The organism is Bordetella genomosp. 12 (assembly GCF_002261355.1).
Classification (GTDB): Bacteria; Pseudomonadota; Gammaproteobacteria; order Burkholderiales; family Burkholderiaceae_B; genus Bordetella.
The window spans coordinates 252,563-274,912 of sequence record NZ_NEVU01000002.1 but is presented as its reverse complement, the minus strand read 5'-3'; the positions used below and the strand labels follow the sequence as shown (position 1 = coordinate 274,912).

The 22,350-nt window shown below is 64.1% G+C and carries 21 protein-coding genes; 5 read left to right on the top strand and 16 right to left on the bottom strand.

Going from position 1 to position 22,350, the window contains the following annotated elements:
- Nucleotides 1-71 precede the first annotated feature (71 nt).
- From CAL22_RS06685 to CAL22_RS06665, 5 genes are all read left to right on the top strand, one after another.
- A complete protein-coding gene (locus tag CAL22_RS06685; protein ID WP_094811613.1) occupies nucleotides 72-911 on the top strand; it encodes a UDP-2,3-diacylglucosamine diphosphatase in 840 nt (279 codons plus the stop codon).
- A gap of 195 nt (nucleotides 912-1,106) precedes the next feature.
- On the top strand, nucleotides 1,107-2,771 hold the full coding sequence (locus CAL22_RS06680; RefSeq protein WP_094811611.1) for an acyl-CoA synthetase: 1,665 nt from the start codon (nucleotides 1,107-1,109) through the stop codon (nucleotides 2,769-2,771).
- A 21-nt stretch (nucleotides 2,772-2,792) separates the two neighbouring features.
- Nucleotides 2,793-3,314: a gamma carbonic anhydrase family protein gene (locus CAL22_RS06675; RefSeq protein ID WP_094811609.1), complete on the top strand. Its 522-nt coding sequence runs from the start codon at nucleotides 2,793-2,795 to the stop codon at nucleotides 3,312-3,314.
- Nucleotides 3,315-3,352: 38 nt separating this feature from the next.
- A complete protein-coding gene (hslO, locus tag CAL22_RS06670) occupies nucleotides 3,353-4,273 on the top strand; it encodes an Hsp33 family molecular chaperone HslO (RefSeq protein ID WP_094811607.1) in 921 nt (306 codons plus the stop codon).
- 54 nt (nucleotides 4,274-4,327) lie between these two features.
- Nucleotides 4,328-4,984 carry a hypothetical protein gene (locus CAL22_RS06665; protein ID WP_094811604.1) on the top strand — a complete coding sequence of 219 codons (657 nt, stop codon included), beginning with the start codon at nucleotides 4,328-4,330 and terminating at the stop codon, nucleotides 4,982-4,984.
- Nucleotides 4,985-5,003: 19 nt separating this feature from the next.
- Here CAL22_RS06665 and ftsB read toward each other — a convergent pair whose 3' ends face one another.
- The 16 genes from ftsB to CAL22_RS06585 all read right to left on the bottom strand — a co-directional run bounded on the left by ftsB (nucleotide 5,004) and on the right by CAL22_RS06585 (nucleotide 22,299).
- Nucleotides 5,004-5,369 carry a cell division protein FtsB gene (gene ftsB / locus CAL22_RS06660; RefSeq protein WP_094811602.1) on the bottom strand — a complete coding sequence of 122 codons (366 nt, stop codon included), beginning with the start codon at nucleotides 5,367-5,369 and terminating at the stop codon, nucleotides 5,004-5,006.
- 74 nt (nucleotides 5,370-5,443) lie between these two features.
- Nucleotides 5,444-6,730 (bottom strand): phosphopyruvate hydratase, encoded by a 1,287-nt coding sequence (eno, locus tag CAL22_RS06655; protein WP_094811600.1) that lies wholly within the window; start codon nucleotides 6,728-6,730, stop codon nucleotides 5,444-5,446.
- A gap of 4 nt (nucleotides 6,731-6,734) precedes the next feature.
- Nucleotides 6,735-7,019, bottom strand: a complete 285-nt coding sequence (locus CAL22_RS06650; protein ID WP_094811598.1) for a DUF1330 domain-containing protein — start codon at nucleotides 7,017-7,019, stop codon at nucleotides 6,735-6,737.
- 172 nt (nucleotides 7,020-7,191) lie between these two features.
- Entirely contained in the window at nucleotides 7,192-8,844 is a 1,653-nt protein-coding gene (locus CAL22_RS06645) for a CTP synthase (protein WP_094811596.1), read from the bottom strand.
- Nucleotides 8,845-9,083: 239 nt separating this feature from the next.
- Nucleotides 9,084-10,880 (bottom strand): aminopeptidase P family protein, encoded by a 1,797-nt coding sequence (locus CAL22_RS06640; protein ID WP_094811594.1) that lies wholly within the window; start codon nucleotides 10,878-10,880, stop codon nucleotides 9,084-9,086.
- 14 nt (nucleotides 10,881-10,894) lie between these two features.
- Complete coding sequence (locus CAL22_RS06635; protein WP_094811592.1) at nucleotides 10,895-11,713, bottom strand: M55 family metallopeptidase; 819 nt, start codon at nucleotides 11,711-11,713, stop codon at nucleotides 10,895-10,897.
- A gap of 11 nt (nucleotides 11,714-11,724) precedes the next feature.
- Nucleotides 11,725-12,807, bottom strand: coding sequence for a P1 family peptidase (locus CAL22_RS06630; RefSeq protein ID WP_244193804.1), 1,083 nt, complete (start codon nucleotides 12,805-12,807; stop codon nucleotides 11,725-11,727).
- Between the two features lie 76 nt (nucleotides 12,808-12,883).
- The gene (gene gsiD / locus CAL22_RS06625) at nucleotides 12,884-13,777 is read right to left on the bottom strand and encodes a glutathione ABC transporter permease GsiD (RefSeq protein WP_094811590.1); all 894 of its coding nucleotides are present in this window, start codon (nucleotides 13,775-13,777) and stop codon (nucleotides 12,884-12,886) included.
- Between the two features lie 7 nt (nucleotides 13,778-13,784).
- On the bottom strand, nucleotides 13,785-14,705 hold the full coding sequence (gene gsiC / locus CAL22_RS06620; RefSeq protein WP_094811588.1) for a glutathione ABC transporter permease GsiC: 921 nt from the start codon (nucleotides 14,703-14,705) through the stop codon (nucleotides 13,785-13,787).
- Between the two features lie 62 nt (nucleotides 14,706-14,767).
- Nucleotides 14,768-16,321, bottom strand: a complete 1,554-nt coding sequence (gene gsiB / locus CAL22_RS06615) for a glutathione ABC transporter substrate-binding protein GsiB (RefSeq protein WP_094811586.1) — start codon at nucleotides 16,319-16,321, stop codon at nucleotides 14,768-14,770.
- Between the two features lie 74 nt (nucleotides 16,322-16,395).
- The gene (locus CAL22_RS06610; RefSeq protein WP_094811584.1) at nucleotides 16,396-18,276 is read right to left on the bottom strand and encodes a dipeptide ABC transporter ATP-binding protein; all 1,881 of its coding nucleotides are present in this window, start codon (nucleotides 18,274-18,276) and stop codon (nucleotides 16,396-16,398) included.
- A gap of 37 nt (nucleotides 18,277-18,313) precedes the next feature.
- On the bottom strand, nucleotides 18,314-19,294 hold the full coding sequence (locus CAL22_RS06605) for an isoaspartyl peptidase/L-asparaginase family protein (protein ID WP_094811582.1): 981 nt from the start codon (nucleotides 19,292-19,294) through the stop codon (nucleotides 18,314-18,316).
- On the bottom strand, nucleotides 19,291-20,175 hold the full coding sequence (locus tag CAL22_RS06600; protein WP_094811580.1) for a MurR/RpiR family transcriptional regulator: 885 nt from the start codon (nucleotides 20,173-20,175) through the stop codon (nucleotides 19,291-19,293). Before CAL22_RS06600 ends, CAL22_RS06605 begins: the two co-directional genes overlap by 4 nt.
- A 200-nt stretch (nucleotides 20,176-20,375) precedes the next feature.
- Nucleotides 20,376-21,029 (bottom strand): CoA transferase subunit B, encoded by a 654-nt coding sequence (locus CAL22_RS06595; protein ID WP_094811578.1) that lies wholly within the window; start codon nucleotides 21,027-21,029, stop codon nucleotides 20,376-20,378.
- Nucleotides 21,030-21,041: 12 nt separating this feature from the next.
- Nucleotides 21,042-21,740 carry a CoA transferase subunit A gene (locus CAL22_RS06590; RefSeq protein ID WP_094811576.1) on the bottom strand — a complete coding sequence of 233 codons (699 nt, stop codon included), beginning with the start codon at nucleotides 21,738-21,740 and terminating at the stop codon, nucleotides 21,042-21,044.
- A gap of 112 nt (nucleotides 21,741-21,852) precedes the next feature.
- Nucleotides 21,853-22,299: an acyl-CoA thioesterase gene (locus CAL22_RS06585; protein ID WP_094813469.1), complete on the bottom strand. Its 447-nt coding sequence runs from the start codon at nucleotides 22,297-22,299 to the stop codon at nucleotides 21,853-21,855.
- Nucleotides 22,300-22,350 lie beyond the last annotated feature (51 nt).

Here is a 22,350-nt window from a genome sequence, read left to right as displayed (position 1 = left end):
ACTGTTTTTTCATCCAGGCGTCATGTGGAACTGTTTTCATAGCCTGGCCGTCAGGTCAGGAGGGAAACGCCGTGAACGAGATTCGCCCTACACATTGGCGCACGCTGTGGATATCCGACATCCACCTTGGCAGCGCAGGTTGCAAAGCTGAATTCCTGCTCGATTTTCTCGAGCATAACGATTGCGACACGCTCTACCTGGTCGGCGACATCATCGACGGCTGGCAACTGCGCAAGCATTGGCATTGGCCGCGGGCCCACAACGACGTGGTGCAACGGATTCTGCGCAAGGCGCGCAACGGCACCCGCGTGGTTTTCGTGCCGGGCAACCACGACGAGTTTGCGCGCGAATTCGTCGGGCTGGCCTTCGGCGATATCGAGATCCTGGATGAAGACGTCCACACCACGGCAGCTGGCCGGCGCCTGCTGGTGCTGCATGGCGACCAGTTCGATGGCGTGATCCAGCACAGCAAGTGGCTGGCGCACCTGGGCGACAACCTCTATCAGCTGGCGCTATGGCTGAACAATCACTTCAACCGCCTGCGGCACCGGCTGGGCCTGCATTACTGGTCGTTGTCCCAGTACCTCAAGCACAAGGTCAAGAACGCGGTGGCCTTCATCGATGGTTTCGAGCAGACCTTGGCCGCCGAGGCTCGGCGCCGGGGGCTGGACGGGGTGATCTGCGGCCACATCCATAAACCCGCGATGCGCGAGGTCGATGGTGTGCTTTATTGCAACGATGGCGATTGGGTCGAAAGCCTGTCGGCGCTGGCCGAAGACCACGAGGGAGAGCTGCGCCTGCTGGACTGGGCCAGCCAGTTGGCCGAGCGCCCGGCCGCCACGGCGGCCCGGCGCTCCCTGACCCTGCCGGCCCTGCCCTCGACGCTGCGGCGGCAGGGTCCGCCCCCGTAAATACCCTTATACGTCCCCCTTACGGATACGGGAATGTTGCAGTTCCCGTCCCTCTCGTTCATGCTTGCAGTTGCAGAAATCGGTCACAGGGATGCCGTTTTCCCGCAGCCGGGCCGGCCCGAGGCGAGATCGCCCGTGCCGGGGCTCAGGGAGCATTCCTGCCACTCGTTGCCACCGAGCTCACAACAAAGGGCCATGAACGACCAATATCAGGCGCTTTACCAATCTTTCCGCTGGCTGGTTCCGACACAGTTCAACATCGCGGAAGTCTGCTGCCACCGCTGGGCATCCAGCAGTGCGGACGCACGCCGTATCGCCATCTTCTACGAGGATGAAGCCGGCAACCGCGAGGTCTGGACCTACGCCCGGCTCGCCGAGGCCGCCAATCAACTGGCTCACGGCCTGACCAAGATGGGCGTGGAACGCGGCGACCGCATCGGTGTGGTGTTAGGACAACGCCCCGAAACCGTCGTCGCGCACATGGCGATCTACAGCGTTGGGGCCGTTGTCCTGCCGCTGTCATCGCTGTTCGGCCCGGAAGCCCTGGAGTCCCGGCTGCGCGACTCCGAAACCCGGGTCGCCATCGTCGATGCCGCCTCCAGCGCCAATCTCATGGCCGTCAGCGATCATTGCCCGCATCTGCAGCAGATCATCGGCATCGACTTTGCCGACGAGCGGGTGCTGCCTTGGCGCAGCCTGCTGGCTCGTCAGCCCGGGGAGTTCAAACCCGTCGCCACGCGGGCCACCGACCCGGCCATCCTGCTGTACACCTCGGGCACGACCGGCGCGCCCAAGGGCGCGCTGCTGCCGCACAGCGTCCTGATCGGCAATCTTCCCGGTTTTGTGGCCTCGCAGGATTGGTTCCCGCGTCCGGCCGATGTGTTCTGGTCTCCGGCCGACTGGGCCTGGACCGGCGGCATGATGGACGCCCTGCTGCCCACGCTGTACTTCGGTCACCCCATCGTCGGCACCCGCGGCCGCTTTTCGCCGGAGCGGGCTTTCGAGCTGATGGAGCGCTACCAGATCACCAATACCTTCCTCTTTCCCACCGCGCTGAAGATGATGATGAAATCAGTGCCGGATCCGCGCAGCCGTTACAAGCTGGCGCTGCGCGCCATCATGAGCGCCGGCGAAAGCGTGGGAGAGACCGTCTTTTCGTGGTGCGAAAGCGCCTTGGGCATCAAACCCAACGAGATGTTCGGCCAGACCGAAATGAATTACATCGTGGGCAACAGCCACAAGCGCTGGCCGGCGCGTCCGGGCAGCATGGGCAAGCCCTATCCCGGCCACAACGTGGCCGTGATCGACGATCTGGGCCAGCCCGTCGCCCCGGACGAGGTGGGCGAAGTCGCGCTCAACCGCCTGGACATTCATGGCTACCCCGACCCGGTGATGTTCATCGGCTATTGGCGCAACGACGCGGCCACCGCCGACAAATACACCGGTGACTGGTGCCGCACCGGCGACTTGGCCTCCATCGATGCCGACGGCTACCTCTGGTATGCCGGCCGGGCCGACGATGTTTTCAAGTCGGCAGGGTATCGGATCGGGCCGGGCGAGATCGAAAACTGCCTGCTGTCCCATCCGGCCGTGGCCAATGCGGCAGTCGTGCCCAAGCCCGACCCCGAACGCGGAGCGCTGGTCAAAGCCTACGTTGTGCTCACCGACGACTATCTGGGCCGCGACACCGACGGCATCACTCAGGCGCTGCAAGACCATGTCCGCGCCCGTCTCGCGCCTTACGAGTACCCCAAGGAAATCGAATACGTCACGCATCTGCCCATGACCACAACGGGCAAGATCCAGCGCGCCGTGCTCAGGCGCCTCGAACACGAACGCGCCGCCAACCGCAACTCCTGACCGCGTTTGCCCGCTCCGCCCATGCCCATCTACCAGCTCGACGACTACATTCCCCGCATCGATCCCAGCGCCTATATCGCCGACAGTGCTGACCTGATCGGCCAGGTGGTGCTCGAAGCGGGGGTCAGCATCTGGTCGCATGTCGCCATCCGCGCCGATAACGAACCCATCGTCATCGGCCGCGACAGCAACGTTCAGGAAGGCAGTGTGCTGCACGTCGACCGCGGCTGTCCGATGCATATCGGGCCCGGCGTAACCGTCGGCCACCAGGCCATGTTGCATGGTTGCACCATCGAAACCGGCGCACTGATAGGCATGCAGGCCATCGTGCTCAACAATGCCGTGGTCGGCAAAAATTGTCTGATCGGCGCCGGCGCCATCGTGCCGGAGGGGCGCCGGATTCCCGACAACTCCCTGGTGATCGGCGTGGGCAAGATCGTCCGTGAACTGTCCCCGGAAGAAATCGAGGGCATGCATGCCGGCACCCGGGTTTATGCCGAGCGCGGGCGGCACTACAAGACGGCCTTGAAGCGCATAGGGTGAAACTGCCGGCGGACTCGTCGATCGGCTAACATTCCTGCATGACCGATTTACTCAAGAAATACCTCTTCGAGGCGCGCACCGTGCGCGTGCAATCCGTGCGTCTGCAGGACACCTGGAAACAGGCGCAGTCTCATCAGCAGTACCCTGAAGCCATCACACGCCTGCTGGGCGAAATGGTGGCGGCCTCCACGCTGCTCGCGGCCAATATCAAATTCGAGGGCTCCCTGGTGCTGCAGATCCAGGGAGACGGCCCCATTGCCCTGCTGGTGGTCGAGTGCCGCTCTGACCTGAGCCTGCGCGCCACCGTCAAGGTGCGCGAGGGCCACGACATCCCGGCAGACGGCACCATGCAATCCCTGCTCAATGCCGAGGGAGGGGGACGCTTCATCGTCGTGCTGGATCCCGAACGCAAAGTTCCGGGCCAGCAGCCCTATCAAGGCATCGTACCGCTGGAAGGCGACACCGTGGCCGAAGCGCTGCAGCACTACATGAAGGCGTCCGAGCAACTGGACACCCGTTTGTGGCTGGCCGCCGACGGCAACGTGGCCGCCGGGCTGCTGGTGCAGCGCCTGCCAGACCAAGGCGGCAATGAAGCCGACGACGAGGCCCCCGGCGAAACCTGGAACCGCGCCCTACATCTGGCCGGCACCCTGACGTCGGAAGAACTCCTGGCCACGGATATCGACACCTTGATCCATCGCCTCTTCTGGGAAGAAACGCTGATCGCCTTCGAGCCTGCGCCCGTGCGCTGGTTCTGTCCGTGCACGCGCGAGCGCGTGGCCGGCATGTTGCGCACTCTGGGACAGCACGAGGTGCAAGACATCCTGGCCGAACAAGGCAAGGTCGAGGTCCATTGCGACTTCTGCGGCAAACCCTATCTGTTCGATAGCGTCGATTGCGCCGGCCTGTTTGCAGCCGCCTCGCCGCATCCCGAACAGGATCCGCCTACCGTCCACTGAACGCGTAGCACCCACAATCGACGGCCTGCCGGCAAGGACCGCATACTGCGGCCCATGTCGCCAGGCCTTTATGTTTTCCGTTGCCGTCATCGCGGCCAAGCCGCCATCGAGTTCACCCTCGCGATCCTGGTCTTGTTACTGGCCGCCAGCGCGCTGTTCGAGGTCTTGCAATGGCAACGCCAACGGCAGCTGCTGTATCTGGCGCTCATCGAGGCGGCACGCGCCGGCAGCGTGACGCATCTGCACCCCGATGCCATGCGGCGGGCGTTCCTTGCCGCGCTGGCGCCCTTGCCGCCTCAGCCCCGGCACGCGGACGCCAGGGCGGCGGGCCTGCTGCCCTGGCGGCTGGAGGTGCTGCAACCCGCCGAGGTCCACTATCGCCGCCACGGACAGCGCCAGCCCGGGCTGCCCGCTCCCGCCATCAACAATGACTACCAGGCCGAGCAGGCGCGGGCCCGTCCGGGCTCGCCCTCCATCCACGAAGCCAATACGCTGCGCCTGCGCCTGACCTACGCCAGCGCGCCGGCCACCAGCCTGCTGGCAGCCCTGCTGCCCGGCCTGGCGCCGCTGGCTGGCGACGCGTGTCAGCGGGCCCTGCTGGCCGCCGGGTGGCTGGCCATCAGACTGGAACTCTCCATGGAAATGCATAGTCATCCGGCGCGCTGGCCGGAGATCGAGGGCGTGCACACGCTCAGCCGGCCTTGCGGCTGACGCGCAACGTCAACGGAAATCAGCGCCGGGGCGGTGTGGCGGCCGTGCCGGGCTTGGGCGGCGGTTTGGGGGCCGTTGCCTGCGGGACGGCATTGGCCGAGGGCAAGGGAGAGCCCGGCGGCAGCACATGCACGAAGACTTCGCCTTCGCGCATCATGCCCAGATCGCCGCGGGCCCGCTCTTCGATGGCCCCGGTACCGCTATCCAGATCCCGCACTTCGGCTTCGAGCGCCGCATTGCGGGCCCGCAAGCCTTCGTTGACCTCGCGCTGGGCGGCCACGTCATGCTGGTAATCCCAAACCTTGAACCACCCGCCTTTGCCGAGCCAAAGCGGGTACTGGATCAGACCAACCAGCACGAGAAGCACCAGGAACAGCAGGCGCATAAAGCGGGTACCCAGGTTTAAAGTAAACAGATCCTAGATAACAAAGGCCGGGGCTTGCCGCCCCGGCCCAGGCATCAACGCAGATTGTAGAACGCTTCGATGCCGGGGTAGGAAGCCACCTCGGCGAGTTCTTCTTCGATACGCAGCAACTGGTTGTACTTGGCCATGCGGTCCGAACGCGACAGCGAACCCGTCTTGATCTGCATGGCGTTGGTGGCCACGGCGATATCGGCGATGGTCGAGTCTTCGGTCTCGCCCGAACGGTGCGACACGACGGCGGTGTAGCCGGCGCGCTTGGCCATTTCGATGGCGGCGAACGTCTCGGTCAGGGTGCCGATCTGATTGATCTTGATCAGAATGGAGTTGGCCACCCCCTTCTGGATGCCTTCACGCAGGATGCGCGTGTTGGTGACGAAGAGATCATCGCCCACCAGCTGGACCTTTTTACCCAGTTGCTCGGTCAGCAGCTTCCAGCCGTCCCAATCGTTTTCGGCCATGCCGTCTTCGATCGAAATGATGGGGTACTTGTCGCACCAGGTGGCCAGCAGATTGGCGAACTCTTGCGAGGACAGCGACACGCCGCCTTCGCCAGCCAGGGTGTATTTGCCGTCGCGGAAGAACTCCGAGCTGGCGCAATCCAGGCCCAGGGCGATCTGCGTGCCCGGCTCGTAGCCGGCTTCGGTGATGGCCTTGAGGATGAGCTGAATGGCAGCCTCATGATTGGCCACATTGGGTGCAAAACCGCCTTCGTCGCCCACGGCGGTCGACATGCCCTGGCCGTGAATCAGCTTCTTGAGCATGTGGAAGACTTCGGCGCCCCAACGCATGGCTTCGCGGAAGCTGCCTGCGCCCACCGGCAGAATCATGAATTCCTGCAGGTCGAGCGTGTTGTTGGCGTGCGCGCCGCCATTGATGACGTTCATCATGGGCACAGGCATGCTCATGGGGCCGCTGCCACCAAAATAACGGTAAAGCGACAGACCGGACTCATCGGCGGCGGCACGCGCCACGGCCATGCTGGCGGCCAGGATGGCGTTGGCACCCAGGCGCTCTTTGCTGTCGGTGCCGTCCAGCTCGATCAGCGTGCGATCGACGAAGGTCTGCTCCTGGGCATCCAGGCCCATCAGCGCTTCGGAGATCTCGGTATTGAGATTCTCGACGGCGCGCAGCACGCCCTTGCCCAGATAACGGTTCTTGTCGCCGTCGCGCAGCTCGATGGCTTCGCGGGCGCCGGTGGAGGCGCCCGAAGGCACGGCGGCGCGCCCCATGGCGCCAGACTCCAGCAGCACGTCGCACTCGACGGTGGGGTTGCCGCGCGAATCCAGAATCTCGCGGCCGATGATATCGACGATTGCACTCATTGTTTTACATTCCCTGAACGATGAACATATTCATGACGGCCGCGCCCTCACGGGCGTTACGGGCACGGCGGTACTGCCAGGAGTCATAGAAGGCCTGAGCGGCGGCCATGGTGGGAAACTCCAACACCACGGTACGGCCAGGCTGACGGCCTTCAAGGTGCTTGGATTCGCCGCCACGCACGAGAACCTTGGCGTCGTAGGCTCGCATGGCGAGCGTGGACAGACGCTTGTAGTCTTCATATTGCGCGGGCTTGGTAACGGTGACCTCGGCGATCAGATAAGCACTCATGCACTTCCTTTCAGTCAAATTTGGGGCAAAGCGGCCGCGGAGCTGCCCGGCCAACTTCGCATGATAGCCAGGGAAAGCACGCCGGACAGAAGTTGCTTGTATCCGAAAGCGGCTTTCCTGGGGTACTGCTGCTGCCACTCAAGCGGCAAGGGAGCCCGCAGGCTCCCTTGCTTCAGGCCTTCTGGCCGCGGCGAGTCTTGCCTTCGAGCGCGGCACGGATATAGCTCGAAAAGAGCGGATGACCGTCACGCGGGGTCGAGGTGAACTCGGGGTGGAACTGCACACCCACGAACCACGGATGGTTCGGCAGCTCCATCATTTCCGGCAGGTTTTCGGTCGGCGTGCGGGCGCTGATCACCATACCCGCCTCTTCGAGACGGGGCACGTAGACGTTGTTGACCTCGTAACGATGGCGGTGACGTTCGTTGACCTCATCGCCATAGATGGCCTGTGCCAGCGTGCCAGCCTTGATGGGGCAGCGCTGCGCACCCTTGCGCATGGTGCCGCCCAGATCGGAGCTGTTGTCGCGCTTCTCGACCTTGCCTTCGCGGTCCATCCATTCGGTGATCAAGGCCACCACGGGGTGCGGGGCCGAAGGATCGAACTCGGTGGAATTGGCGCCGCCCAGACCGGCCACATGGCGGGCAAACTCGATGACGGCCAGTTGCATCCCCAGGCAGATGCCCAGATACGGAACACCGTTTTCGCGCGCATAACGGATGGCGGCGATCTTGCCTTCCGTGCCGCGCTTGCCGAAACCACCCGGCACCAGAATGGCATCCAGATGCTGCAATTGCTCCGTACCGCGCGCTTCGATGTCCTCGGAATCGATGTACTCGATCTTGACCTTGGAACGCGTATGGATGCCGGCGTGGACGAGTGCCTCGCTCAGGGATTTGTACGATTCGGTCAGGTCGACATACTTGCCGACCATGCCGATGGTGACCTCATGCTGCGGATGCTCCAGCGCATCGACCAGGTTGTCCCACATGGACAGATCCGCCGGCGGCGGGGTCAGGCCCAGGGCTTCGCAGACGATGTTGTCCACACCTTGCTGATGCAGCATGGCCGGGATCTTGTAGATCGAATCCACGTCCCAGACCGAAATGACGGCATCCAGCGGCACGTTGGAGAACATCGAGATCTTGGCGCGCTCGTCATCCGGAATGCGGCGGTCGGCCCGGCACAGCAGCGCATTCGGGTAGATCCCGATTTCGCGCAGCTTTTGCACCGAGTGCTGGGTGGGCTTGGTCTTGAGCTCACCCGCCGAGGCGATGTAGGGCACCAGCGTCAGGTGCACGAAGGCCGCATTGTTGCGGCCCAGGCGCAGGCTCATCTGACGGGCAGCTTCCAGGAAGGGCAGCGACTCGATATCGCCCACAGTACCGCCGATCTCGACGATAGCGACATCGGTATGGCCCTGCCAGGCGGAGTCAGCCCCACGCGCCACGAAATCCTGGATCTCGTTGGTGATGTGCGGGATCACCTGGACAGTCTTGCCCAGGTAATCGCCACGGCGCTCTTTGCGCAGCACCGATTCATAGATCTGGCCGGTGGTGAAATTATTCACCTTGCGCATCTTCGTGGAGATGAAGCGCTCGTAGTGGCCCAGGTCCAGGTCGGTCTCGGCGCCGTCTTCCGTCACGAACACCTCTCCGTGCTGGAAGGGGCTCATGGTGCCAGGATCGACGTTGATGTAGGGATCGAGCTTGAGCAGAGTGACTTGCAGACCGCGCGATTCGAGGATCGCGGCGAGAGACGCGGCGGCGATACCCTTGCCCAGGGAGGACACCACACCGCCGGTGACAAATACGTATTTGGTCATCGTTAGTGGCGCCCGGGTTAAGCGGGCGCTAGCGGGAAATTTGGATTATACCTGTGTGGCGCAAGATGCTTGGGTTTTCCCTTACACCTGCAAACACCCCCGCCCGGCCCCGGCAAAGGACACGCGCGGCGCTTGGCCTGACTTTAACGCCTGAAGCCGGAAGTTCACGGGGGCGACACCCCGGGCGGCGGATGCACGCCGCCGCCCGGGGTGTGGCTTGCGGCCAACACCCGCTGCGATCAGCCGGCCAGTGGCGCGGTGCGCGTCACGAGCCAGTCCAGGGCGGCGCCTTCGACCCGCGGCGCCAGGCGCTCGCGCACCAGGCGATGGTAGTCATCCAGCCAGGCGATTTCGTCGGCGCGCAAGAGCGCCGGCTCGATGCAGCGCGTGTCGATCGGGCACAAGGTCAGGGTCTCGAAGCACAGAAACTCGCCCAGTTCGCCGTCGAACCACCGCCGGTTGGCCACCAGATTCTCGATGCGCACGCCCCAACGGCCGGGGCGATAGATGCCGGGCTCATTGGAAGTGATCATGCCCGGCTCCATGGCCGTATGCGCCCCGGGCGCGGCGCGGTAGGAAATGACCTGCGGCCCCTCATGCACATTGAGGAAGTAGCCGACGCCATGGCCCGTGCCGTGCCCATACTCGGCCCCGCCGGCCCAGATGGGCGCGCGCGCCAGCGCATCGAGCATGGGAGATGCGATGCCGCGCGGAAAACTGGCACGGGACAAGGCGATCATGCCTTTGAGCACCAAGGTGAAGTCCACTTTCTGGTCGGCCGTGGGCGTGCCCACCGCCACCACGCGGGTGATGTCCGTCGTGCCGCTGAGGTACTGCCCGCCCGAGTCGATCAGCAACAGCCCGTTGCCCTCGATGACGGCATGGCTGTCCTCCGTGGCGCGGTAATGCGGCATCGCGCCGTTGGCGTTGTAGCCCGCGATGGTGGCGAAGCTGGGGCAGACATAACCCGGACGGCGCGCGCGCGCCTGGGTAATCTGTTCGTCGATGGTGAGCTCGGTGATGGTTTCGCGCCCTTGCGCCGCCTCGAACCAGGCAAAGAACTCACACAGGGCCGCGCCGTCCTGAGCCATGGCCTCGCGCACATTGGCCAGCTCGGCCTCGCTTTTGCGAGACTTCAGCAGCGTCGAGGGGTTGATGTCCTCGACTCGGGGGATCTCGGGATCCATGGCATGAAACACGCCGCAGGTCACCCGGGCCGGATCGATAAGCAGCGGCTGGTCGCGTTCGAGCGTCCCCAGGGCCTCGGCCACCTGATCGTAAGGCGCCACGTCCACGCCGTCAGCCGCCAGGGCAGCCGCCAGGGCGGCGTCTATCTTGCCCTCGGCCACGAACAAGGTGGCGTCGTCCCGGCCGATGAGCGCATGCGCCAGGAACACCGGGTTGTAACTGACATCGGCGCCGCGCAGATTAAAAATCCAGGCGATATCATCCAGCGTGCTGACCAGATGCGTGTCCGCGCCCTTCTCGTCCATGGCCTGGCGCACCAGGCTCAGGCGTTCGGCGCGGGACTGGCAGGCATAGGGCGCCAGATGTTCGTACACCGGCGCGGTCGGCAATCCGGGCCGATCGGCCCAGATCTCGTCGATCAGGTCCGGGCCGATGGCCAAGGCCACCTGTGCCGGCGCGAGTCCCCGCGACAAGGCCCGAAAAGCAGCCAGCCCGAGCACATTGCCATCCACGCCGACACGGCCGCCGGCCGGCACGTTGCCCGCCAGCCAATCCACGTGGCCCGGGGTAGTGGCCAGGGCGATTTTCATGAGCGCCACACCCGTGCCGGCCAACTGCGCCTCGGCCTGCACCCAGTATCGGCTGTCCACCCACAGGCCCGCAAAATGCTCGGTCACGACCAGCGTACCCACCGATCCGGTAAAGCCGCTGAGCCAGCGCCGTGCCTGCCAACGTTCGGGCAGATACTCCGACAGATGCGGATCGGCGGATGGCACGACATAGGCATCCAGCTTGTGGCGGCGCATGGCCTGGCGCAGAGCGGCAATGCGTTGATCGGTGGTCGACATGGTTTCCTCGGGACTTAGCGCAGCATGAATGACATCGCGGCCAGACTGTTGAGCGTACGGATGGCGGCCTGCATGGTGGGAACCTGGAAGCTCAGGGTGACGCCGTCGACGCGCTCAAGCGTCGGCCACATGCAGAACAGATCCGCCAGCGCCGAGGACTGTGCCTGCAGCCGGCATTCTATCGGGCCGGCGATACGGAAAGGAACCGCCTGGGCCAGATGGCGCGTGGCGGCCTCGGCGCCCGCGGCGATGGCGCGGCGCGCGGCGGCTGGGGTCAATGTGACGCCGCTCCCCTGCCCATGCGCCACTTTGGTCTGCACCCATTGCGCCGCAGGGAACAAGGGCCGCGTTTCTTCGATGAAGGCATCGTCGCCGCTGGCAAATATCACGGGCACCCCCAACTCGCCGGCCAGCGCGCCATACAGCCCCGCTTCGCCCAGCTCCATGCCGTTGATGCTGACGCGCGCAAAGGCAAAACTGTTGATGGTGTGCGCCAGCACGCCGCGCCCCTGCGAGCGCGTGTGATAGCCCACCATCATGACCGCGTCGCAGCCCTCTTCCAGGCCGCCCATCATGCCCAGATAGCGGGGTTTGCCCAACACCAGGCGCGCCCGTTCGTCGATCTGGTCCGGCAGCAGATTGCGAAAGCCGCCGTGCGAATCGTTGACCAGCACTTCGCTGGCCCCTCCCGCGAAGGCGCCCGCCACGGCGGCATTGGCTTCACCCGTCATCCAGGCGCGCGCGCGCTCATACTCGCCATTGCCGGCGCGCACCTGTTCGGCATGAAACACGCCGGCCACGCCCTCGATATCGGTTGAAATCAGAATTTTCATGATGTGCTTCCTCAGAAATCGCGATCGGCCAGCCACTGCCGCCAATCCGGAATGACGTCCGTCAGCGCGCGGCGGACATGGCCATCACGGCCCTGCACCGTCTGCGCGCGCCACAGGGCGCTGACGATGGCTTGCTCGCAGGCCTCGGCGGCGGCCTCGAACAGCGGGTCCATGCAGGCTTCGTGCAGCATGGCTAGCGCAGGCATTGCGCGCTCGGCCTCATGCGGAACGGTGTAGGCCGTCGAGAACGCCAGCGCGATATCACCGCTGCCATGGCCGAATACCGAACCCGTGCGGGCCAGGCCGGCGCCGGCGCGCAAGGACAGCCGGCCCAACTGGCGGGCGTCCAACGGCGCATCGGTAGCCAGAATGAGAATGATGGACCCCTTCTCGGGGGCCTGGTCGTCGCGTTGCGCCAGGCGCTGGCCGAAGGGCCGGCCGGCAATCGTCATCAACGGCAAGCGCCCGAAATTGGACAACACCAGGGCGCCCACCGTGTGGTTCGCACCGGACTTGAACCGGGCGATGCGCGAGGCCGAACCGATGCCGCCCTTGAGCGAAAAACTGGACATCCCCCGGCCGGCGCCCACCGATCCCTGCGCAAAATCCGCGCCGGCGGCCGCATGCGCCTGGAGGTAGTCGTCCTCGGTAATGGCCAGCGTCTGGATATCGTTCAAGTAGCCATCGTTGCACTCGAATACCAGCGGGTTGACGGTCGCCCAGTCGCGCCCGATGGCCGGATTGGCCGCGATCGCCTGCCGGATCTGGGCATTGGCCACGGTGCCCACGCCGAAGGTGTTGGTCAGGGAGATGGGGGTTTCCAGCACACCGAGTTCCTGCACTTGCACCAGGCCCACGCTCTTGCCGAAGCCGTTGATGATGCTGGCCGCGGCCGGCACCTTATCGCGGTAGGGATCGCCGCGGTGCGGCCGCAGCACGGTCACGCCAGTCTGGCATGCGCCCTCGGCCCGCGTGGCGTGTCCCACGCTGACCCCGTCCACATCGCTGATGGCATCGCGCGGGCCGGACGGCAAACGCCCGATGCGCGGCAGCTCGGCCTGGTTCTCGATCTTCGTCATGATGTTGCCGCCCATGCGGCCTCCTTCAAAACCCTCAGGAAAAAAGGGCACGGCTTGCGCCGCGCCCCTTTCGCGTTTCGATCAGCCGCGCCTAGCGCCGGTCGATCTTGGGATCGAGCGCATCGCGCAGACCATCACCCAGCAGATTGAATGCCAGCACCGTCAGGAAGATGGCCAATGCCGGAAAGATGGCCACATGCGGGGCCAGCACCATATCGGCGCGCGCTTCGTTGAGCATGGCCCCCCACTCCGGTGTGGGCGGCTGCGCGCCCATGCCGAGAAAGGACAGGCTGGCCGCCGTGATGATGGAGGTGCCGATACGCATCGTGCCGTAGACCACGATGGGGGAGATCGTGCCTGGCAGGATATGCCGCATGATGATGGTCCAGTCCGAGGCGCCCACACTGCGCACCGCCTCGACATAGGTCATCTGCTTGATGGCCAGGGTATTGCCGCGCACCAGGCGTGCGAAGGCGGGCACGCTGAACACGGCCACGGCAACAATGACGTTGACCATGTTCGAGCCCAGGATGGCCACCACGCCGATGGCCAGCAGCATGCCCGGAAAGGCCAGCAGCACATCCGAGATGCGCATGGTGATGCGCTCCCACCAACCCTGGTAGTAGCCGGCCATCAGGCCCATGAACGTCCCCACCACCGCGCCCATGGCAACCGACATAAAGCCGGCGGCCAGCGAGATGCGCGCGCCCATGAGAATGCGGCTGAAGATGTCGCGTCCCAGCGAATCCACGCCCAGCCAGTGCTGCCAGGACGGGCCCGCGTTCAGGGCATCGTAGTCGAAGAAATTCTCCGGATCGTAAGGCACGATCCAGGGAGCGAAAATCGCCACGGCGATGAGGATCAGCACGAAGAGGCCCGCGGCAACGGCCAACTTCTGCTTTTTGAACTTGCGCCAGAACTCCGTCAGCGGGGTGCGGACGTCATCCTGCTTGGTCGCAACAGCGGCGGTAGTCGTATTGCTCATGGCCGCCTCACTTATAACGGATACTGGGATTGATGACGCCATAGAGCACGTCGACAATCAGGTTGATCAGAATGAACTCCAGCGAGAACAGCAACACCAGGCCCTGAATGACCGGGTAATCCCGCTGCGTCACGGCATCGACCAGCAAGCGGCCCAGGCCGGGCCAGTTGAAGACCGTCTCGACCACGATCGAGCCGCCCAGCAGAAAGCCGAACTGCAGGCCCATCATGGTCACCACCGGGATCAACGCGTTGCGCAGCGCATGCTTGATCACTACCCGGCGCTCGGTCAGCCCCTTGGCGCGGGCGGTGCGCACAAAGTCTTCCTGGATCACTTCGACGAATGAGGCGCGCGTGAAGCGGGCCATTACCGCGGCCACCGCTGCGCCCAGCGTGATCGAGGGCAGGATGTAGTGCTTCCAGCTCGATGCGCCCACCGTCGGCAGCCACCCCAGATTGACCGAGAAAATCTGCATCAGCATCATCCCCAGCGCAAACGCGGGAAAGGAAATCCCCGACACCGCCAGCGTCATCAACAGGCGATCCGGCCATCGATTGCGCCAGACCGCTGACACGATGCCGAAGATCATCCCGAAGGAGACCGACCAGATCATGCTGGTGATCGTCAACCACAGCGTGGGCATGAAGCGCTCGGCGATCTCCGTGGCGACCGGTCGCTTGGTGCGCAGCGACACGCCGAGGTCACCATGCAGCATATGGCTGAAGTAACGCACGAACTGCTGCGGCAAAGGCAGATCCAGCCCGAGCTCTTTGCGCACCAGCTCGACGGTCGCCTGGTCCGCATCCTGGCCAGCGGCCAGACGCGCCGGGTCGCCGGGCAGCATGTGCACAAACAGGAACACGACCACCGCGACGAGCAACAGCGTCGGGATCATGCCCAAAAGTCGTTTGACGATATAGGTCAGCATTGAAATTCCTGAGACGCCGGCGGAGGCACCATGCCCCCGCCGGGCCGCGTTTACTGCTTGGCTTACTGCTTGAGGTCGATGTCGCCGAACCAGAACGAGGTATCGGGTTCGACATAGACGCCGGACAGGTTCTTGGACTTGACGTAGACGTTGTTCTGCGTCACCAGGAAGGCCCAGGGCGCATCATTCCAGATGGTGTCCTGTACCTTGCCGTAGATTTCCGTCTTCTTGGCACGATCGGTGGTGGCCAGCGCTTCCTGCACGCCATCGTCGACCGCCTTGTTCGAGTAGTAGGAGACGTTGTTGAGCACCGGCGGGAATGCACCGGTCGTCAGCAGCGGACGCAGCCCCCAATCGGCTTCACCCGTGGAAGACGACCAGCCAGCGTAGTAGAGGCGAACCTTGGCGTCCTCGGGCTTTTGCACTTGCTGCACGCGCTGCACGCGCTGACCCGACTCCAGCACTTCGACCGAGGCCTTGATGCCGACCTGAGCCAGCTGCTGCTGCAGGAACTGCACCACCTTGACCGAGGTACCGTCGTTGTAGGCCGACCACAACGTGGTCTCAAAGCCCTTCTCGTAGCCGGCTTCCTTGAGCAACTGGCGGGCCTTGGCGGGATCGTAAGGCCACGGGCCGTTCTTGTGGGCGTAGTCCACACCGGCGGGCACGACGCCATCGACCTTGGTGGCGTAGCCGTTGAAAGCGACCTTGGCCAGCGCATCCTTATTGATGGCGTAGTTGATGGCCTGGCGCACGCGCACGTCGTCAAAGGGCTTGACCTGGGTGTTCATGGACATGTAGCGGGCCATGATCGAATTCTTGTGGTCGACCACATCCAGCTTGTCGTTCTTGGCCAGAATGGCGGCCTGCTCGAACGGCACGGGGAAGGCGAACTGGGCCTCGCCGGTCTGCACCACGGCGGCACGCGTGTTGTTGTCGGTCACGGTGCGGAAGGTGATGCTGTCGACCTTGGGCTTGCCCTTGTTCCAGTAACCGTCGAACTTCTTGACCTTGAGGTACTCAGCCGGCTTCCACTCGACGAACTCGAACGGGCCGGTTCCCACCGGATGGAAACCGATTTCCTTGCCGTACTTGGCCAGCGCGGCCGGCGAGATCATCATCGCGGCGGGGTGGGCCAGGGCGTTCGGGAAGGCCGAGAACGGCTTCTTCAGCGTGATCTTGACGGTCAGGGGGTCAACGGCTTCGACTTTGTCGACCACGCTGAACTGGATGTAGCGCGACAGGCGATTGTCGGGATTGGCGGGACGCTCGAAGTTGATCTTGACGGCTTCGGCGTTGAAGTCCGTGCCGTCATGGAACTTGACGCCCGGACGCAGCTTGAACGTGTAGACCAGACCGTCATCGCTGACGCTGTAGTCGGTCGCCAGCACTTTCTGGATCTTCAGATCCTTGTCGAACTCCAGCAGGCCCTCGTAATAGGCCTTGCCCACCGCCTGGTTCAGCGTGCTGTTGGTGTTGTAGGGATCCAGCGTTTCGAGCGCGATCGAAACGGCGAAAGTCACGTCCTTGCTGGCGTGGGCCAGCGGCGAGGCGAGCACACCGAAAGCCAGCGCGGCGGCGGCAATCAGCTTGGTGGGGCGCAGTACTTTGTTCATTGCAACTCCTGAATCAGAAAGGAGAGACGGCTTGGTGGACAAAACAGGACGGCGACGAAGCGCCGGCCACTACATTAATAAGCGCCACCGACAGCATGGCGCGCGACGAAATGCCCTGGCCCGACCTGCACCAGGGGTTGAACGACGGGCTCGTCGCCCAACTTGCGGATGGGGCTAGGAATTTCGTCGGACAGCAAAGCACGCTTGAGGTGACGGCGCGCCGGATCGGCGATTGGAACCGCCGACATAAGCTTCTTGGTATAGGGATGCTGCGGGTTCTCGAAGATCTCGCGGCGCGGCCCGATTTCGACGATCTGCCCCAGGTACATGACGGCGACCCGGTGACTGATGCGCTCGACCACCGCCATATCGTGCGAGATGAAGAGAAAGGACACGCCCAGGTCACGCTGCAGATCGATGAGCAGGTTGACGATCTGAGCCTGAATCGACACATCCAGGGCGGACACCGATTCGTCGGCGATCACGACCTTGGGATTCAGGGCCAGCGCGCGCGCGATGCAGATCCGCTGCCGCTGGCCGCCCGAGAACTCATGCGGATAGCGCTGTGCCATTTCGGACGGCAGCCCCACCCGTTCGAGCAATTCGGCCACGCGCGCTTGCGCCGCGCGGCCCGTGGCCACCCCGTGCACCAGCAGGGGTTCCATGATGGAAAAGCCCACCGTCACGCGCGGGTCCAGCGAGGCGAAGGGATCCTGGAAGACGAATTGGATGTCGCGGCGCAAGGACTGCAGCTGCGCGTTCTTGAGCTTGACGATGTCACGCCCGCCGAACAGGATCTCGCCACTCTGGCTGTCAACCAGGCGCAGCAAGGACCGGCCGGTCGTGGACTTGCCGCAACCGGATTCGCCCACCAGCGACAGCGTCTCGCCCGGATACAGATCGAAGCTGACCTGCTCGACCGCATGGACCCGGCGTTGTACCCGGCTCAGGATGCCGCCGCGCAGATCGAAACGCGTGACCAGGTTGCGCACACTGAGAATCGGTCCCTGCTCGGTGCGGGGGGGCTGCCCCGCACTGCCATGCTCGGCCTGCGGCATCTCCTGGCCATCGGCGCGCAGCAGCGGAAAGCGTGCAGGCAGGTCCGTGCCCTGCATCGCACCCAAGCGCGGCACGGCCGACAGCAAAGCCTGCGTGTAATGATGCTGCGGAGCGGAGAAAATCTGCTCCGAGGGGCCCTCTTCGACTTTGTCGCCGCGATACATCACCAGCACGCGGTCGGCGACTTCGGCCACCACACCCATGTCGTGCGTAATGAACACCACGCCCATGTGCATTTCATCCTGCAACTCACGTATCAGTTGCAGGATCTGTGCCTGAATGGTCACATCCAGCGCCGTGGTGGGCTCGTCGGCAATCAGCAGCGCCGGTTTGCACGCCAGCGCCATGGCGATCATGACGCGCTGCCGCATGCCGCCGGAGAGCTGGTGGGGATAGCGGTCCAACACCGATTTCGCCTCGGGGATGCGCACCTGCTCGAGCATGCGCAAAGCCTCAGCGCGCGCCGCACCGGCATCCTTGCCCTGGTGCAGGCGTATGGTCTCGGCGATCTGGTCGCCCGCCGTGAACACCGGGTTCAACGACGTCATGGGCTCCTGGAAGATCATCGCCATGTCGGCGCCACGCACGCTGCGCATGGTCCGCGAGGACGCTGCGGTCAGATCGATGACCGAGCCGTTGCGCCGGCACAGGGCCATGCGGCCTTGCGCGATGCGGCCGCCGCCGTGTTCGATCAGGCGCATGAGCGACAAGGACGTCACCGACTTGCCCGAACCGGACTCGCCGACGATGGCCAGGGTTTCGCCGCGATCGACGTGAAAAGACAGATTGCGTACTGCCTCGACCGTCCTTTCGGAGGTCACGAAACGCACCGTCAGGTCTTCGACCTGGACCACGCGGTTATCCGGCAGCGCCAGCGTCTGAGCGCGATCAACCATATTGAATTCCGTTCCTAAATGCTCGATGACGCAAACATCATCGGTAAATGGCGACGACAGCGTCCTCGCCTACCCGGCCGTAGCCGCGATACATGCCTTCGGTGTTAAAGGGCAGCGCCACATTGCCCTGCCCGTCCACGGCGATCAGCCCGCCCTTGCCACCGATGGTGGGCAGCTTTTCCTGTACGACGCGCTGCGCGGCGTCCTGCAGCGTGGCACCGAGATACTCCATCTGCGCCGACACGTCGTAAGCGGCCACCATGCGAATGAACATCTCGCCCGTGCCGGTGGTCGAAACGGCGCAACTGCGATTATTGGCATAGCAGCCCGCGCCGATCAGCGGAGCGTCGCCCACGCGGCCGACCTGTTTATTGGTGATGCCGCCCGTGGAGGTCGCGGCTGCCAGATTGCCCTGAGCGTCCACGGCGACCGCGCCGACGGTGCCGAACTTGCGGTCCGAATCCAAGGGATCGGCCGGCGCGGGCTGGCCGCGCGCCACCATGGCCTGGCCATCATGGTCCAGCACCGCCGCGTCGGGGGTTTCGCGCTGCACGCGCAACAGCTGCTCGCGCCGCGCATCGGTGGAAAAGTACGCCGGGTCGACCATATCCAGGCCCTCGGCGCGGGCAAAGTCCGCCGCCCCCTGGCCCACGAAGAACACATGTTTGCTGTGCTCCATCACCCGGCGCGCCGCCAGCACGGGATTGCGCACGCAATCCACATTGGCAATGGCGCCGGAGCGCAGCGTGGCGCCGTCCATGATGGAAGCATCCAGTTCATGGGTGCCGGCGCTGGTGAACACCGCGCCATGGCCGGCGTTGAACAACGGACAGTCCTCGAGCAGGCGAACCGCTTCGGTCACCGCGTCCAGGGCACTGCCGCCGGCAGCCAGCACAGCCTGGCCGGCCTGCACGATGCCGCGCAAAGCCTGCAGATATTCCTGCTCTTTTTCAGGCGACATGGCCGCGCGCGACATCGCGCCGGCCCCACCATGTATCGCGATAACGGGGGTAATCATCGTTTTCCAGTTCCAGCTACACCATGAATCAGCCAGGGCATGACGGACTGCGTCACGCCCACGGCGGCTTCGATCGAATCTTTGGCGCGATGCGCCACGGCGGCCGACAAGGCTTCGATCAAACCCAAAGCCGCGGTTTCCGCGTTGGAGGAGAATTGCCGCGCACTAGGCGCGTAGAGCGCCACGGTGGCACAGGGCGCCAGCGGCGAGGTGGGGCGGTCGGTCAGGACCAGCACCGGCACGCCCGCCTGCTGCGCGGCGCGGGCCAGCGTAACCGTATCCGCCAGGTAGCGCGGATAGGCGATGGCGATGACCAGATCGCGCGCCGTCATGCGTGCCATCTGGCGCGCGGCATGCGACACGCCGCCCGGCCCGGCCAGGGATTCCACCGAATGCAAATGCATGCACAGCCCGCGCTGCAAGAGGCCCGCCAGAAAGCCGCTGGCGCCGAAACCGAGGATGAACACGCGCTCGGCCTGCAGAATGGACGTCACCGCGCGCTCACAGGCGTCTTCATCCAGGCTCTGCAGCGTGCGCTGGGCATTCTGGATATCTTCCTGCAATGTGGCCGCGAAAATCTGCACGGCGCTCGCCGAGTGCGCCAGCTCCACGCGCAGTTTCTCGACCGGCTCCAGCGCTGCCTCGAAGCCGCGCGCCAGTTCGGCGCGAAACTGCGGATAGCCCGGCAGATCCAGCGCGCGCGCAAAGCGATTGGCCGTGGCCACCGACACGCCCGCCGCGATGGCAAATTCATCGATGGTCATGGTGGCGACCCGGAAGGGGTGCGCCAGCACATAATCGGCCATGCGGTGCTGCGTGCGGCTGAAACTGGGCTGGGCTCGGGCAATCCGGTCAGCGATGGAAGCGGCGGCCTTGGACATCGGTTGGGTTCTTACAGGAAAGGGCTTGCCGCAAGGCGAAAATGTAAATATGTTTACCCGCGCATTTTAGAAAAGAAAATAAATTTTCATATTTAGGGATTACCCTCGCAAGGCGCAATTAACCATCTTGCTAAAATGGTTTTTCGAGTTCAAAAAAACCCTGCCTGCGAACACAGACAGGGTTTTCGACGCCCCGGCGCTTAGCGAACGGCGGAGACGTCCAGCTTGGCTTGGGTCTTGGCCTGCACTTCTTCGACCGTGACGCCCGGGGCCACTTCGAGCAGCTTCAACCCTGCCGGCGTGACTTCCATCACGCCCAGATCAGTAATGATGAGGTTGACCACGCCCACTCCGGTCAGCGGCAAGGTGCACTCGGGCAACAGCTTGATGTCTTCGCTGCCGTCTTTCTTCTTGGCCACGTGTTCCATCAGCACCACGACCCGCCCCACGCCCGCCACCAGGTCCATGGCGCCGCCCATGCCCTTGACCATCTTGCCAGGAATCATCCAGTTGGCCAGGTCGCCAGTCTCGGAGACCTGCATCGCCCCCAGGATGGCCAGATTGATCTTGCCGCCCCGGATCATCGCGAACGAATCCGCGGACGAAAAAATGGACGAGCCCGGCAGCGTCGTGACCGTCTGCTTGCCGGCGTTGATCAGATCGGGATCGACCTCATCGTCGGTCGGAAACGGGCCGATGCCCAGCAGTCCGTTCTCGGACTGCAGCCACACTTCCACGCCCTTGGGCACATGATTGGCAACCAGGGTCGGCAGGCCGATACCCAGGTTCACATAAAAACCGTCTTGCAGCTCGCGCGCCGCGCGGGCTGCCATTTCATCGCGGGACCATGCCATGTCGTTGTCTCCTTATGCCGGGCGGGTGGTGCGTTGTTCGATGCGCTTTTCCGGACTGGTGTTGAGCACGATCCGGTGCACATAGATGCCGGGCAGATGAATCTGGTCGGGGTCCAGGCTGCCGGTGTCGACGATCTGCTCGACTTCGACCACCGTGATCTTGCCGGCCATGGCGACATTGGGATTGAAGTTGCGCGCCGTCTTGCGGAACACCAGGTTGCCGCTGCGGTCGGCGATATGGGCCTTGACCAGCGAAACGTCCGGCGCCAGGGAACGCTCCATCACGTATTGCTGGCCGTCGAACTCGCGGATTTCCTTGCCGTCGGCCACGATGGTGCCCACGCCGGTCCGCGTGAAGAAGGCCGGGATACCGGCGCCGCCGGCGCGCAGTTTCTCGGCCAGCGTGCCCTGCGGCGTGAACTCGAGCTCCAGTTCGCCGGACAGGTATTGACGCTCGAATTCTTTGTTCTCGCCCACATAGGAGGCGATCATCTTGCGTACCTGACGGGTATTGAGCAACTGCCCCAGACCGAAGCCGTCCACCCCCGCGTTATTGCTCACGCAGGTCAGGTCTTTGACGCCCGAATCACGCAGTGCAGCAATCAGCGCCTCGGGGATGCCGCAAAGGCCGAAGCCTCCGACCGCGATCATCTGCCCGTCTTTGACGATGCCTGCCAGCGCCTCGGTGGCGCTTGCATAAACCTTGTCCATTGCTCCAGCTCCTTGTTGAGATCCTCAGATCGGCTATCCGCCAGGAGGACAGCCCCCCGGCCATCATTTTTGTGCTTTGCCGCAGATTTTAGCGGTAGAGACCGCCGAATGGTCAGGCGGGGGTGAACTGGGCGGCAAGCCGCGCCAATACATCGGCCGGCCAGGCTTTGGAGCAATTGGCCACGTAATCCATCCAGACCAACACATTGCGCCCGCGGGCATAGGGTCCGCTGTCGTCGCCGACTTTCTCCAGCGTGAGGTCCAGCTCCATGCTCGAGCGGCCCAGACGTACCAGGCGGTGCGTCACGCGCACGGTGGCCGGGTAGCCGAAAGGCTTGATGAAGTCACAGGAGGCGTGCGCCAGAATGGGCCCTTCGCTGTCCGGCAGCTTCAAGCCGGCCTGCAACAGGATGGAAATGCGCGCCTCTTCCATCACGCGGAAATAAATCGTGTTGTTCAAATGATTCAGGGCATCCATATCGCCCCAGCGCAAAGGCAGATCGATCTGGTGCCAAGCGCCTTCTGCAAGCGGCGCTGCCTCGGTTATCACGCGGTCCAAAACCTGCTCCTGAAATTCGTTTTCCGTCAGCGCCGGCCCGCAACGGCGGCC

Excerpts from the sequence above, each read along its gene's own strand:
- CAL22_RS06675 (WP_094811609.1), top strand. The coding sequence starts at position 2,793 with ATGCCCATCTACCAGCTCGACGACTACATTCCCCGCATCGATCCCAGC.
- CAL22_RS06630 (WP_244193804.1), bottom strand. The coding sequence starts at position 12,807 with ATGGGCGGCAACATCATGACGAAGATCGAGAACCAGGCCGAGCTGCCG.
- CAL22_RS06665 (WP_094811604.1), top strand. The coding sequence starts at position 4,328 with ATGTCGCCAGGCCTTTATGTTTTCCGTTGCCGTCATCGCGGCCAAGCC.
- CAL22_RS06590 (WP_094811576.1), bottom strand. The coding sequence starts at position 21,740 with ATGGACAAGGTTTATGCAAGCGCCACCGAGGCGCTGGCAGGCATCGTC.
- CAL22_RS06635 (WP_094811592.1), bottom strand. The coding sequence starts at position 11,713 with ATGAAAATTCTGATTTCAACCGATATCGAGGGCGTGGCCGGCGTGTTT.
- CAL22_RS06650 (WP_094811598.1), bottom strand. The coding sequence starts at position 7,019 with ATGAGTGCTTATCTGATCGCCGAGGTCACCGTTACCAAGCCCGCGCAA.
- CAL22_RS06595 (WP_094811578.1), bottom strand. The coding sequence starts at position 21,029 with ATGGCATGGTCCCGCGATGAAATGGCAGCCCGCGCGGCGCGCGAGCTG.
- ftsB (WP_094811602.1), bottom strand. The coding sequence starts at position 5,369 with ATGCGCCTGCTGTTCCTGGTGCTTCTCGTGCTGGTTGGTCTGATCCAG.
- CAL22_RS06600 (WP_094811580.1), bottom strand. The coding sequence starts at position 20,175 with ATGTCCAAGGCCGCCGCTTCCATCGCTGACCGGATTGCCCGAGCCCAG.
- CAL22_RS06645 (WP_094811596.1), bottom strand. The coding sequence starts at position 8,844 with ATGACCAAATACGTATTTGTCACCGGCGGTGTGGTGTCCTCCCTGGGC.
- gsiC (WP_094811588.1), bottom strand. The coding sequence starts at position 14,705 with ATGCTGACCTATATCGTCAAACGACTTTTGGGCATGATCCCGACGCTG.
- CAL22_RS06680 (WP_094811611.1), top strand. The coding sequence starts at position 1,107 with ATGAACGACCAATATCAGGCGCTTTACCAATCTTTCCGCTGGCTGGTT.
- gsiB (WP_094811586.1), bottom strand. The coding sequence starts at position 16,321 with ATGAACAAAGTACTGCGCCCCACCAAGCTGATTGCCGCCGCCGCGCTG.
- eno (WP_094811600.1), bottom strand. The coding sequence starts at position 6,730 with ATGAGTGCAATCGTCGATATCATCGGCCGCGAGATTCTGGATTCGCGC.
- hslO (WP_094811607.1), top strand. The coding sequence starts at position 3,353 with ATGACCGATTTACTCAAGAAATACCTCTTCGAGGCGCGCACCGTGCGC.
- gsiD (WP_094811590.1), bottom strand. The coding sequence starts at position 13,777 with ATGAGCAATACGACTACCGCCGCTGTTGCGACCAAGCAGGATGACGTC.
- CAL22_RS06610 (WP_094811584.1), bottom strand. The coding sequence starts at position 18,276 with ATGGTTGATCGCGCTCAGACGCTGGCGCTGCCGGATAACCGCGTGGTC.
- CAL22_RS06605 (WP_094811582.1), bottom strand. The coding sequence starts at position 19,294 with ATGATTACCCCCGTTATCGCGATACATGGTGGGGCCGGCGCGATGTCG.
- CAL22_RS06640 (WP_094811594.1), bottom strand. The coding sequence starts at position 10,880 with ATGTCGACCACCGATCAACGCATTGCCGCTCTGCGCCAGGCCATGCGC.